The 12295-nt window shown below is 70.4% G+C and carries 11 protein-coding genes; 9 read left to right on the forward strand and 2 right to left on the reverse strand.

Annotation, left to right across the window (positions count from 1 at the left end; genetic code table 11):
* Positions 1 to 7: 7 nt before the first annotated feature.
* A complete protein-coding gene (locus PFX98_RS14165; RefSeq protein ID WP_285231149.1) occupies positions 8 to 1807 on the reverse strand; it encodes an amylo-alpha-1,6-glucosidase in 1800 nt (599 codons plus the stop codon).
* Positions 1808 to 2037: 230 nt separating this feature from the next.
* Positions 2038 to 3075 carry an AraC family transcriptional regulator gene (locus PFX98_RS14170; RefSeq protein WP_285231150.1) on the reverse strand — a complete coding sequence of 346 codons (1038 nt, stop codon included), beginning with the start codon at positions 3073 to 3075 and terminating at the stop codon, positions 2038 to 2040.
* A gap of 139 nt (positions 3076 to 3214) precedes the next feature.
* On the opposite strand from PFX98_RS14170, the gene PFX98_RS14175 reads away from it, so the two are divergent.
* The 9 genes from PFX98_RS14175 to PFX98_RS14215 all read left to right on the forward strand — a co-directional run bounded on the left by PFX98_RS14175 (position 3215) and on the right by PFX98_RS14215 (position 12289).
* Positions 3215 to 4144 (forward strand): bile acid:sodium symporter family protein, encoded by a 930-nt coding sequence (locus PFX98_RS14175; protein WP_285231151.1) that lies wholly within the window; start codon positions 3215 to 3217, stop codon positions 4142 to 4144.
* Complete coding sequence (locus PFX98_RS14180) at positions 4141 to 5127, forward strand: SDR family oxidoreductase (protein ID WP_285231152.1); 987 nt, start codon at positions 4141 to 4143, stop codon at positions 5125 to 5127. Before PFX98_RS14175 ends, PFX98_RS14180 begins: the two co-directional genes overlap by 4 nt.
* Positions 5124 to 5930, forward strand: coding sequence for an SDR family oxidoreductase (locus PFX98_RS14185; RefSeq protein WP_285231153.1), 807 nt, complete (start codon positions 5124 to 5126; stop codon positions 5928 to 5930). The genes PFX98_RS14180 and PFX98_RS14185 overlap by 4 nt, the downstream gene beginning before the upstream one ends.
* A gap of 9 nt (positions 5931 to 5939) precedes the next feature.
* Positions 5940 to 7715, forward strand: a complete 1776-nt coding sequence (locus PFX98_RS14190; protein WP_285231154.1) for a Vgb family protein — start codon at positions 5940 to 5942, stop codon at positions 7713 to 7715.
* Positions 7712 to 8902 (forward strand): MFS transporter, encoded by a 1191-nt coding sequence (locus PFX98_RS14195; RefSeq protein WP_285231155.1) that lies wholly within the window; start codon positions 7712 to 7714, stop codon positions 8900 to 8902. Before PFX98_RS14190 ends, PFX98_RS14195 begins: the two co-directional genes overlap by 4 nt.
* Positions 8903 to 8922: 20 nt before the next feature.
* Complete coding sequence (gene nudB, locus PFX98_RS14200; RefSeq protein ID WP_285231156.1) at positions 8923 to 9402, forward strand: dihydroneopterin triphosphate diphosphatase; 480 nt, start codon at positions 8923 to 8925, stop codon at positions 9400 to 9402.
* A complete protein-coding gene (locus tag PFX98_RS14205) occupies positions 9399 to 10214 on the forward strand; it encodes an endonuclease/exonuclease/phosphatase family protein (protein WP_285231157.1) in 816 nt (271 codons plus the stop codon). The genes nudB and PFX98_RS14205 overlap by 4 nt, the downstream gene beginning before the upstream one ends.
* Positions 10207 to 11487: a cardiolipin synthase ClsB gene (gene clsB, locus PFX98_RS14210; RefSeq protein ID WP_285231158.1), complete on the forward strand. Its 1281-nt coding sequence runs from the start codon at positions 10207 to 10209 to the stop codon at positions 11485 to 11487. The genes PFX98_RS14205 and clsB overlap by 8 nt, the downstream gene beginning before the upstream one ends.
* 76 nt (positions 11488 to 11563) lie before the next feature.
* On the forward strand, positions 11564 to 12289 hold the full coding sequence (locus PFX98_RS14215) for an ABC transporter ATP-binding protein (protein WP_285231159.1): 726 nt from the start codon (positions 11564 to 11566) through the stop codon (positions 12287 to 12289).
* Positions 12290 to 12295 lie beyond the last annotated feature (6 nt).

A 12295-nucleotide genomic window follows, 5' to 3' on the forward strand; every position in this document is an offset into this window, starting at 1 on the left:
TCACCGATCACCGTCCGAAGCCCGCGAATGTCTCGTGCATCAAGAGCAGGTCGACGGCCGCGGTCCAGGCAAACGCCTTGTTGCAAAGCGGTGCACCCGAGAGCGCGTCGTAGTTCTCATAGAAGCCATCGGCTCGTTCGATCATGCCGATAAAGCGCCGGGCGATGTCGCGCGCCAGTTCGGGACGGCCACCGCGACGCAGTCCGTCGATGAGCAGATAGGTGGTGGGTGCCCAGATCGGACCACGCCAGTAGCCATCGGACGCATATCGGGGGCTCGCGGGCGCTTCGGTGGCCAGCCCATAGGGCGTGAGGAAGCGCCGCGCCAGCTCATCCGCCAGCTGCTCGAACACAGGCTTGTCCAGCCGCTCGCCCAGCACCAGGGGCATGAAGGGCAGCAGGCTGTCGCTGGTGGTGGTGGCCTGCGTATCCTCCACTCTCAGCACGAAGCGATCGCCGTGCCAGAGTTGGCGCATCAACCGGGCTTGGTGCTCATCGGCGCGACGGAACCAACCCTGCGCCTCATCTGCACGCCCCAGTTGCTCGGCGATACGCGCCAAGGCGCGCATCTGCAGCACCAGATAGGCCTGCAGATCGGGCGACTCATAACGAAGCTTCGGGTCGCCCAAGGCGGTGGCGTTGTCCCAGCCACTTTCCCAGCCGCTGTTTTCGCCGCCATAGGCCGGAAGGCCATTGCGGTTGGCATCGCGCTGCGCAAACCAGAACTCTGTCCAGCGCACCAGCGGCGCATACACACGCTCCAGCTGCGGCCGGCTGAAGCGATGGCGCTCCATCAGCTTCAGCAAGGCCCAGCCATGAATCGGCGGCTTGGTGGCGCCACGGTAGATCTCGTCGGGCAGCATGCGGTCAGGCAACTGGCCCCGCGCGTCCATATTGGCAAACGGGATCATGAATTCGTCCAGCGCCGCGTCCAGCTGCGTGAGCCCGAGCGCCAGGGCGACGAAGGCATGGTCCCAGGGCCATTCCGAATTCATGTAGGCCTTGGACTCCAGCACGGCCTGCGTAACGAACACATCGTCTTGCGGCGCGTGCAAGTTCCACAACGTCCACCACGCCGCTTCGGCCGTTCGTTGGTTGGCCGGGCTGACAGCGGGCATGTGCGCACGCCAGTCCGCCCAGTCGCGTGCAACGGCAGCCATATCAGCGGCAGGGCGCACGTCGAGGGGGGCGGGCACCACGCCCCGAGCCATGCGGATCGCTACGCGTAGCCGGCCCTGCACGGGGCGGACGCGCCAATGCCCATCCACCTGCACCAGCGTGCCGGACAGCACCTGTACCCGGCAGGCCCATCCTTCCGAATCAACGGCAAGCTCGTCGCCGTGATCGCCGTGCACCGTATGCAGGGCGAGATCGGTGCGCGCCGGTGCCAGCTGAAGCTCAAAGCCGCGGCCGTCGATCACCGAGTCCAGCGGCCCCAGCAAGTAGACCTGGGCGGATGCGTCACCACCGGCGCCTGCCTGCACACTCAGGTGGCTGGGTTGCGCCGTGAAGGCCACCGGACGCGCCAAGCCGGCGGGCAGAAAGCCCAGATCCAGCCAGTCACCCCGCAGGTTGTACATGCGTGCGAAGTAGTAGCGCAGCGTGCCCTGCGCGGCGGTCGGGAACAGGGTCACCCAGGAGCCGCGGCGGCTGAAGTAGTTGTGGCGCAGATCGATCTTGAGAGGCTCGTCCTCCGGAACGACGGCCGCTGCCTTGGTGGCTGTGTTCAGCGCAGTGGCGGGGCTTGGGTGCACCAGCAGCAATGCGGCCGCCAGCAGGGCAGCGTGGATGAATCGGCTCGTGAACATGGGGTTCTGCTTCCGGAGGGCAGCGGCCGGGACGGCCATCACGGGCGGCATGATAGATAGGCCAGGGGCCAGCAAGTTCGGCGCTCGCTATGAAAATACTCGGACTTGCTATCTCCAAATGGCAAGCCTCGCCGCCTGTCTTTGCCCCGGCGCGACCAGGGTTGGAAGACAAGGCGTGGATCCGCCGCGGGTCGAGTCCGGCGCTGCCGGCAAGGAAGTTGGGAGCGCCACTAGCCCTTGCGCCTGGCCGCGCTGGGCGTCAGCCCGGTCCAGCGCTTGAAGGCGGCGCGGAAGTTGGCCGCCTCGCTATAGCCCAGGGAGGCGGCGATCTCGTCGTTGCTGAGCTGGGTCTGGCGCAGATAGTCCAGCGCCAGCTGGCAGCGCACCTTGTCCAGCACCTGCTGGAAGGCATTGCCCTCCTCGGCGAGCTGGCGCCGCAGCGTGCGCGAGCTGATCTGCCATGCCGCCGCCACGTCCTCGATGCCGGGAAAACGCCCCGGCGCCTGCAGCAGCAGGGCGATCAGGCGGCTGGTGACGCCGCGCGCCTGCTGGAACTCGGCCAGCAGGCGCTCGCAGGTCTCGCGCGCCACCAGGGCGGTGGCCGGGTTGCCCTGGGCCGGCACATGCTCGAGCCAGCTGGCGTCGAACAGCAGCTCGCAGCGGCCGTTTGCGCCGAATTCGGCCGGGCAGCCCAGCAGCTCGGCATAACGGGCCGCATGGGCGGGTGCCGGGTAGGGCAGGCAGACGACGCGCGGCCGCAAGTCGGTGCCCAGCACATCGCGGTGCAGGGCCAGCTGGGTGCCCAGCTGCCACTCCAGCACGAAGCGGTAGAGCGGCGAGCCTTCGCCGAGCCGGTAGGCGTCGCTGAACTGCCAGGCCACCTGCGCGCCGCGCTCGGCGAATTCCATGCCCACCAGCGGGGCGGTGAGGGCGCGGTACTTCATCGCCATCGCCACCGCCTCGCGCGCCGTCGGGCTGCTCAAGAGCGCATAGCCATAAAGGCCGAACTGGGTGATGCGCGCCGCCAGGCCGGCGCGCAGCGCCACATCGGCCTGGGGCGAGAGGCGCAGCGCATTGGCGCACACGCTCAGCAGCTGCTGGGCGCTGACGCGCAGCTCGGCGCGCTGGAAATCGGCGCGCTGCAGGCCGGTGCCGGCCAGCGCGGCCTCCGCCGGCACGCCCAGGCCCAGCAGGATGTCCACCAGGGCCTGCAGCTTGTGCGGCCGGTGGATGCGCTCGTCGAGCAAGGGAAAGTCTGGATGCTGCATGTGGGGCAAAGTGTAGCCAGCTGTCCGGATTTCACCCGTTTGTGGCGTTTGCAACCTCGGCAAAGCGGGCGCCAGCCCCAACAATCGCCGCTCTACAGGCCCCGCAGAGGGCCTGCATCCGAACCCGGAGACAAAAAGCATGCTCGCTGCCAACCCGCAAGCCATCGATCTGGTGCGGCTGAACTTCAACCCGCAGGCCCAGTTGGCCCTCAGCCTGGTGCTGGCGCTGGTGATGTTCGGCATCGCGCTGGACCTGCATCTGGACGACTTCAAGCAGGCGCTGGCCAGGCCGCGCGCGCTCGCGATCGGCATGCTCAGCCACCACCTGCTGTTCCCGGCGGCCACCTTCGCGATGATCCAGCTGCTGGAGCCGGCGCCCTCGATCGGCCTGGGCATGCTGCTGGTCTCGTCCTGCCCGGCCGGCCATATCTCCAACTTCTTCACCCACCGGGCGCATGGCAACGCGGCGCTGTCGGTCTCGATCAGCACGCTCTCGACCCTGGGCGCGATCGTGATGACGCCGCTCAACGTGACGTTCTGGGCCTCCCGGGACCCGGCGCTGGCGGCGCTGCTGCGCAGCTTCTCGCTGGAGCCGCTGCGCATGCTGCTGGAGGTGGGCCTGCTGCTGGGCCTGCCGCTGGCCGCCGGCCTCGCGGTGCAGGCGCGCTCGCCCGCGCTGGCGCAGCGCCTGCATGGGCCGATGAAGCGCTTCTCGATGCTGGTGTTCCTGGCCTTCGTGGTGGGCGCGCTGGCGCTCAACTGGGCCATCTTCATGGAATGGGGCCGCTACGTGGTGCTGCTGGTGCTGGCCCACAACGCCATGGCCCTGGCCGGCGGCTATGGCTTCGGCCGGCTCGCGCGCCTGCCCGAGCGCGACTGCCGTGCCGTCGCCTTCGAGACCGGCATCCAGAACTCCGGCCTGGGCCTGGTGCTGATCTTCAACTTCTTCGGCGGCCTGGGCGGCATGGCCATCATCACCGCCTGGTGGGGCATCTGGCATATCGCCGCGGGCATGGGGCTGTCGAGCTTCTGGCTCTGGCGCGATGGCCGCAAGGAGGTGGCAGCATGACGTCGAGAGTGCTTGTCACCGGCAGCGGTGGCTATCTGGGCCGGCAGCTGGTGGAGGCGCTGGCGGCCTCCAGCGAGCGGCCCGAGCTGATCGTGGCCATGGACCTGCGCGAGCCGCCGTCCGCGCAGCGCCTGCCCGGCGTGGTCTATGCCCAGGGCGACATTCGCAGCGCCGATCTGCAGGCGCTGATGCAGCAGCACCGGATCGACCAGGTGGTGCATCTGGCCGCCATCGTCACGCCGCCCAAGGGCAGCGATCGGCAGCTCGAGTACGAGGTCGATGTGCTCGGCACCCGGCGCCTGCTGGAGGCCTGCGTGGCCAGCGGCGTGACCCAGGTGGTGATCTCGTCCTCGGGCGCGGCCTATGGCTATCACGCCGACAACCCGGCCTGGCTGAAGGAAAGCGACCCGGTGCGCGGCAACGAGGAATTCGCCTATGCCTGGCACAAGCGCCTGGTGGAGGAGATGCTGGCCGACTACCGGCAGCGCCATCCGGCGCTCCAGCAGACCGTGCTGCGCGTCGGCACCATCCTGGGCGAGCGCGTCAACAACCAGATCACGGCGCTGTTCGAGAAGCCGCGCATCCTGGTGCTGCGCGGCGCCGCCAGCCCCTTCGTCTTCATCTGGGACCAGGACGTGGTGGGCATCATCCAGCATGCGCTGCGCACCCGCCAGGCCGGCATCTTCAATGTGGCCGGCGATGGCGCGCTGGGCCTGCGCGAGCTGGCCGCGCGCATGGGCAAGCCCTGCCTGGTGCTGCCGCCGCTGCTGCTGCAGATCGGGCTGGCGATCGGCCACAAGCTGGGCCTGACGCGCTACGGCCCCGAGCAATTGCGCTTCCTGCGCTACCGCCCGGTGCTGGACAACCAGCGCCTCAAGACCGAGCTGGGCTATCGGCCGCGCAAGAGCTCGGCCGAGGTGTTCGAACTCTGGTGGGCGAGCCGCCAGCGCGCGCCCGCGGCCGGGCCCGAGGCTGCGCCATGAGGGCGGACTGGCACGAGCAGGTGGCCGTGGTCACTGGCGCGGCGGGCGGCCTGGGCGCGGCGCTCGCCCGGCGCCTGGCCGCGGCCGGCGCGCGCGTGGCCCTGCTGGACCGCGATGGCGCCGCCGCCGAGCAGCTGGCGGCCGAGCTGCGCCGCGCCGGCCTGCAGGCCCAGGCCTGGGCCTGCGACATCAGCGAGCAGCCCCAGGTGCAGCAGGTCTTCGCCCAGCTGGAAGGGCAGTGGGGCGGGGTGACGCTGCTGATCAACAACGCTGGCATCGCCGCCCGTGCGCTGGCGCGCGATTGCCGCGCCGAGGTGGTGCGGCGCGTCATGGCGGTGAACTATTTCGGCGCCGTGCATTGCACCGAGGCGGCGCTGCCCGCGCTGCTGGCCGCGCGCGGCCGCATCGTCGTGATCAGCAGCGTGGCGGGCTTCTCGCCGCTGATCGGCCGCAGCGCCTATGCCGCCAGCAAGCATGCGCTGCATGGCTTCTTCGACAGCCTGCGCAGCGAGCTGCAGGGCACGGGCGTCGCGGTGACCCTGGTCTGCCCCAGCTTCATCGCCACCGGCATCGAGGCCGCGGCGCTGGGCGGCGACGGCAGGCCGCTGGCGCGCCGGCGCGATGTCAGCGGCGGCCTGGCCAGCGCCGACGCGGTGGCCGCAAGCATCCTGCACGCCGCCGCCCGGCGCCAGCGCCTGCTGCTGCCGAGCGCGACGGCGCGCGCCGCCTACCTGCTGAGCCGGCTCGCGCCGGCGCTTTACGAAACCCTGATGCGCCGCCGCGTCGGCGCCGAGTTCTCCTGAGGAGCTGCGATGAAGAACTCCCTCCGGGCGCTGACCCTGCTGCTGGCCTTGCCGGCGACGGCCGCCACGCTGCAAGTGCAGGACGAAAAGACCGGCCAGCCCCTGGCCACGGTGATGCTGCGCGTCTTTCCGCTCAAGGCCCCGGCCCTGCCCAGCAGCGACGGCGGCTACCCGCCACCCGGCCAGCCCTTCCAGGTCTGGCGCGAGCACACCGTGTTCAGCGATGCCCAGGGTCGTGCCGAGCTGCCCGATGAGCAGGCCGGCGCGCCCCAGCAGCTGCGCCTGCGCAAGCCCGGCTATCAAGACCTGACCCTGCCGCTCGCGCAAGTGAAGAATGGCGTGCTGCGCCTGCAGCGCGAGACCGACCCGCTGCGCCTGGCCGAGGCCCGGCCGGCGAACGCCTGGCTGGCCGCGCTCGACTTGGGCGACCAGGCGCGCCGCCTGCACTTCCAGACCCAGTGCACCTTCTGCCATCAGCAGGGCAATGCCTTCCTGCGCCGCGAGCGCAGCGAGCAGGAATGGAGCGAGGCGATCCAGCGCATGATGCGCTACGGCTCGCGCCTGTCCAGCGAGGACCAGAAGGCCCTGCCGGCCATCCTGGCCAAGGGCTACCAGGCGCTGCGCGAGCATCCCGAGCGCGTCGGCGCCACCGCGCCCTGGGCCCCCGAGCTGGCCCAGGCCCGCATCAGCGAATGGCCGGTGGGCGACGCGATGTCGCAGGCCCACGATGTGCTGCTGGCGCGCGACGGCACCCTCTACGTGGCCGACAACATCCAGGACCGGCTCTGGGCGCTCGACCCCAGGAGCGGCCGCATGACGGTCTACAAGATCCCGCACCTGCCCGGCGACGAGCCCGGCGGTCTGCTGAGCGCGCGCCTGCGCGAGTTCCCGCGCCACGATTCGACCTCCAACGCGCATTCGCTGGCCGAGTCGCCGCGCGACGGCCATCTCTTCATCACCCCCTCGGCGCAGCGCCGCATCGTCGAATTCGACCCCGCCAAGGGCGATTTCCGCCTGCACGAGATCGGCGGCGGCTTCTATCCGCACACCATCCGCATCGACGCACAGGACCGCGTCTGGTTCACCCTGGCCCTGTCCAACCAGGTGGGCATGCTGGACCGCAGCAGCGGCCAGTTCAAGCGCTACGACCTGCCGGCGCGCGGCTTCGGCGAGCGCATGACCACCCGGTACATCGGCGCGCTCTACTGGCTGATGCGCCATGGCCTGCCGCTCACCAACTGGCTCAAGGTGGACCGCGCCGGCACCGGCACGCCCTTGCCCTATGGCATCGAGGTGACGCCCGACGGCCGCGTCTGGTTCGCGCGCCTGCACACCGACGAGATCGGCGTGATCGATCCCCGCACCGACGAGGTGCGCATGATCGCCACCCCCTTCAAGGGCCCGCGCCGGCTGCGCGCCGACGCCCAGGGGCGGCTCTGGATCGCCGCCTTCCCCGAGTCGGCGGTGGTCTGCTACGACCCCGCCAGCGGCCGCTTCACGCGCTATGACTTGCCGGTGCTGCCCAAGGGCAGCGACACGCCCTACTCGCTGAACGTGGACAAGGCGCGCGGCGTGGTGTGGGTGAACGGCAACCAGTCCGATTCGCTCTATGCGCTGGAGATCGCCAGCGGCCGCTGGACCCAGTACCCGCTGCCGCGCCGCGTCGCCTTCACCCGCGATGTCGAGATCGCGCCGGATGGCAGCGTCTACACCTCGACCTCCAGCTTCCCGAGCTGGCATGTGGAAGATGGCCAGCCCACGCTGATCCATCTGCAGCCGCGATGAAAGAAGACAGCAAGGCCCGGCCCTGGTTCCTGGCCTCCTGCCTCTGCGCCTTCACGGCCGGGCACATGATCAACTACAGCGTGATCCTGTTCGCGCAGGACATGCTGGGCTCGGCCTGGCTCTCCGGCCTGGGCCTGGGCCTGTGCTTCGGCCCGCCCTTGCTGCTGGGCTGGTTTGCCGGTGTGCTGTGCGACCGGCTCGCGCCCGGGCGCGTGATCCAGGCCGCGCAGGGCGTGTTTGCGCTGGCGGCGGCGGCGCTCTGGTTCACCCAGCAGCGCGGCACGGCGGGTGCGCCCACCTTGCTGCTGGCCGCCGCCTGCGCCGGCGTGGCCTGGAGCTTTGCCTCGCCGGCGCGCATGGCGGCGCTGGCGCAGATCGTGCCGGCGGCACAGCTCAAGGGCAGTTCGGTGCTGTTCAATGTGTTCGTGATGCTGGGCTTCGGCCTCGGGCCCCTGATGATCGCCCTGCTCAAGCGCGCCGGCGGCTGGCGGCTGGTGGTGCAGGGCATCGTCGTGCTGGTGGCGCTGGCCTCGGTGCTGCTGCTGCCGGTACGCACGCGGCGCGGCAGTCAGCACCGGCAGTCGGTCGCGGCCGAGGTACGCGAGGGTCTGGCGGCGGTACGCGGCCGGCCGCTCTTGCTGCAGCTGATGCTGGTGGCGATGGCGGGCTACCTGGCGATGGGGCCGATGCAGGTGCTGCTGCCCAAGCTGGCCACCGCCCAGCTGGGCCTGGCGGAGTTGCAGCGCGGCCTGCTGCTGGGCAGCCTGGCGCTCTCGCTGATCCTGGGCGGTGTGCTGGCCATGGTGCTCGGCCCGCGTGTGCGGCATGGCGCGGCCATCTTCGCGGCCACGCTGGGCGCGGGAGCCGCCCTGGCCCTGCTGGGCAGTGCCCATGACGTGGGCCCGGCCCTGGCCCTGCTGGCCGCGGTGGGCATGCTGGGCGGCATGGGCTTGAGCCTGATCGTGGCCGGCATCCAGGCCGAGGCGCCGTTGGCGGTGCGCGGCCGCGTGCTGAGCATGTACACCATCATCTCCCAGGTGGTGCCGGCCGCCTCGGGCGTGCTGGCCGGCGCGCTGGTGCAGGGCTTTGGCGTGAGCGTGGCGCTGTGGGTGTGCGGCGGCACCCTGGTGGCGCTGATGCTGATCAATCTCATGTGGATGCGGGCGCTGCGAACGCAGCGCAGTTGAAGCTCGCTATGCTTGGGGGCATGCAAGCCGCCGAGACCTTTTCCAAGCCCTACAAGATCCCCGAATCGGTGCTGGTGGTGATCCATACGCCCGATCTGCAGGTGCTGATGATGGAGCGCGCCGACCGGCCCGGTTACTGGCAATGCGTGACCGGCTCGCTCGACACGCCCGACGAGCCGCTAGCCCAGACCGCGCGCCGCGAGGTGGCCGAGGAGACCGGCATCGCCGCCGGCGTCTTGCGCGACTGGGGCCTGGCCAATGTCTACGAGATCTACCCGGTCTGGCGCCATCGCTATGCGCCGGGGGTGACGCACAACACCGAGCATGTGTTCGGCCTCACCGTGCCGGCCGGCACCAAGGTGCGCCTGGCCCCGCGCGAGCATCTGCAATACCGCTGGCTGCCCTGGCGCGAGGCGGCGGACCTGTGCTTCTCGCCCTCCAACGCCGAGGCGGTGCTGCAGCTGCCGCGCTTCCTGGCGCAGCAAGAGGAGGGCACATGAGAGCGGGCTTTCGCGCCTCCTCACTGGGGCTGCATAGCAGCCATAGCGCCTTCGCCAGCCAGCGCCTGCGCATCGCCACCTACAACATCCACAAGGGCGTGCGCGGCGTCGGCCCCGGCAAGCGCCTGGAGATCCACAACCTGGGCCTGGGCATCGAGGCGCTGGACGCCGATCTGGTGTTCCTGCAGGAAGTGCGCCATTTCCACCACCGCGAGGCGCGCCAGTTCGAGCGCACCTGGTTCGGCTGGCCCGAGCAGGGCCAGGCCGAGTTCCTCGCGCCCGAAGGCTATGAGGTGGCCTACCGCACCAATGCCGTCACCAAGCATGGCGAGCATGGCAATGCCCTGCTGTCGCGCTGGCCGATCGGCGACGTGGGCCACCACGACGTCTCGGACCATCGCTTCGAGCAGCGCGGCCTGCTGCATGTGCCGGTGACCTGGCAGGGCCACGAGATCCACACCGTGGTGGCGCATCTGGGGCTCATGCACAGCAGCCGGGTGCGCCAGGTGCAGCGCCTGGCCGAGTTCATCGCCGCCCATGTGCCGGCCGGCGCACGCCTGGCGGTGGCGGGCGACTTCAACGACTGGGGCGAGCGCCTGGATGCGCCGATGCGCGACTGCGGCCTGGCGCGCGCCGCGCCACCCAGCGGCAAGGCAAGACCTGCCACCTTCCCCTCGCGCGTGCCGGTGTTCTCGCTCGACCGCATCTACACCCGCGGGCTGGAATGCCTCAGCATGCAGGTGCCGCGCGGCAATGCCTGGGCGCGCATGTCCGACCATCTGCCCCTGGTGGCGGAGTTCGAACTTGGCTGAGGCCGAGAACCTGCCGCACCTGCTTTCCTGGCACAGCGTGCCCAGGCCCGATTACGTGGGCGGCAACGAGGTGCGCCTGCTGCGCGGCGGCGACGAGTTGTTCCCGGCCCAGGCCGCGGCGATCGCCGCCGCCCACCACGAGGTCTGGCTGGGCACCTATATCTTTCACCACGACAGTGCCGGCCAGGCCCTGCTGGCGCAGCTGAAGGCGGTGGCCGCGCGCGGCGTGCGCGTGCGCGTGGTGGTGGACGGCTTCGGCTCCAAGGCCAGCCTGCCCTGGCTGCAGCGCGAGCTGGCCGGCTCGCATGTGGCGCTGGCGATCTTTCGCCCCATCGACCGCTGGTGGCGCTGGTTCCAGCCCGGGCAGCTGCGCCGCCTGCACCAGAAGCTCTGCGTGGTGGATGGCGAGGTCGGCTTCGTCGGCGGCATCAACATCATCGACGACCGCATGGACCTCAACCATGGCGCCACCGAGCTGCCGCGGCTGGACTATGCGGTGGGCCTGCGCGGCCCGCTGGTGCAGCCGATGGAGCAGGCGCTGCGCGCGGTCTGGACGCGCGCCTGGCTGGGGCGCGATTTCGGCGAGGAGCTGCTGGCCCTGGTGCGCAGCCCGATGCCGGTGGCGCGCCTGCGCCGCCTGGTGAACCGGCTGCGCATGCCGCGGCTGCGACGTGGCGAGCAGACCCTGCAAGACCTGCCCCCGGTGTGCGCCGCCTTCGTGCTGCGCGACAACCTGCGCCAGCGCCGCACCATCGAGCGCGCCTATGTGGAGGCGATCCGCGCCGCCAATGAGAGCGTGGACCTGATCACGCCCTACTTCTACCCCGGCCATGCCTTCCGCCGCGCGCTGCGCGATGCGGCGCGCCGCGGCGTGCGCGTGCGCCTGCTGCTGCAGGGCAAGGTGGACTACCGCATCGCCGCGATGGCCGCGCATGCCCTCTACGCCGAGCTGCTGGGGCAGGGCGTGCAGGTGTTCGAGTACCTGCCGGCCTTTCTGCATGCCAAGGTGGGCGTGGTGGACGAACATTGGGCCACCGTCGGCAGCTCCAACATCGACCCGCTCTCGCTGCTGCTGAACCTGGAGGCGAACGTGATCGTCGCCGACGCCGATTTCGCGCGCAGCGTGGCGCAGGAGTTCGAGGCCGCGCTGGCGGTCTCGCGCCAGGTCGCCGCCGCCGACGACACCGGCCTGCGCGGCGTGCTGCGGCGCGGGCTGGTGGCCTGGGTCGCGTATGTGTATTTGCGCGTGGCGGGGTCGACCGGCCGCTACTAGAGCGGGCGGTCGGGCCGCTACTGAGGCTTGATGTCGATCAATGCCGCCGAGGCGGGCAGGCGCGAGGCTAACAGGCATGAGTGAAACAGCGACCCAGGCCAGCCCGGTGTTCGAGGCCCGGGCCCTCAGCAAGACCTATGGCGAGGGCGAGACCGCCGTGCACGCGCTGCGCGGCGTGGATCTGGCGGTGCGGCGCGGCGAGTTCATCGTGCTGCTGGGCGCCTCGGGCAGCGGCAAGAGCACGCTCTTGAACATCCTCGGCGGCCTGGACATCCCCAGCAGCGGCACGCTGCGCTTTGCCGAGCACCAGCTCAGCGGCGCCAGCGAGGCCGAGCTGACGCGCTACCGGCGCGAGCATGTGGGCTTCGTGTTCCAGTTCTACAACCTCATCCCCAGCCTGACGGTGCGCGAGAACGTGGCCCTGGTCACCGACATCGCTAGCGCGCCGATGGCGGTGGACGAGGCCATCGGCCTGGTGGGCCTGGCCGCAAGAGCCGATCACTTCCCGGCCCAGCTCTCGGGCGGCGAGCAGCAGCGCGTGGCGATCGCGCGCGCCATCGTCAAGCGCCCGGACGTGCTGCTGTGCGACGAGCCCACCGGCGCGCTCGACTACCAGACCGGCAAGTTGGTGCTGGAGGTGATCGCGCGCATCAACCAGGAGCTCGGCACCACCGCCGTCGTGATCACCCACAACGCCGCCATCGCCGGCATGGCGGACCGGGTGATCTATCTGAGCGACGGGGCGATCCAGCGCATCGAGACGAATGCGCACAAGCTCACGCCCTCGGAGCTGCAGTGGTGATGAGAC

It is taken from the genome of Paucibacter sediminis, from assembly GCF_030254645.1.
Taxonomy (GTDB): domain Bacteria; phylum Pseudomonadota; class Gammaproteobacteria; order Burkholderiales; family Burkholderiaceae_C; genus Paucibacter_B; species Paucibacter_B sediminis.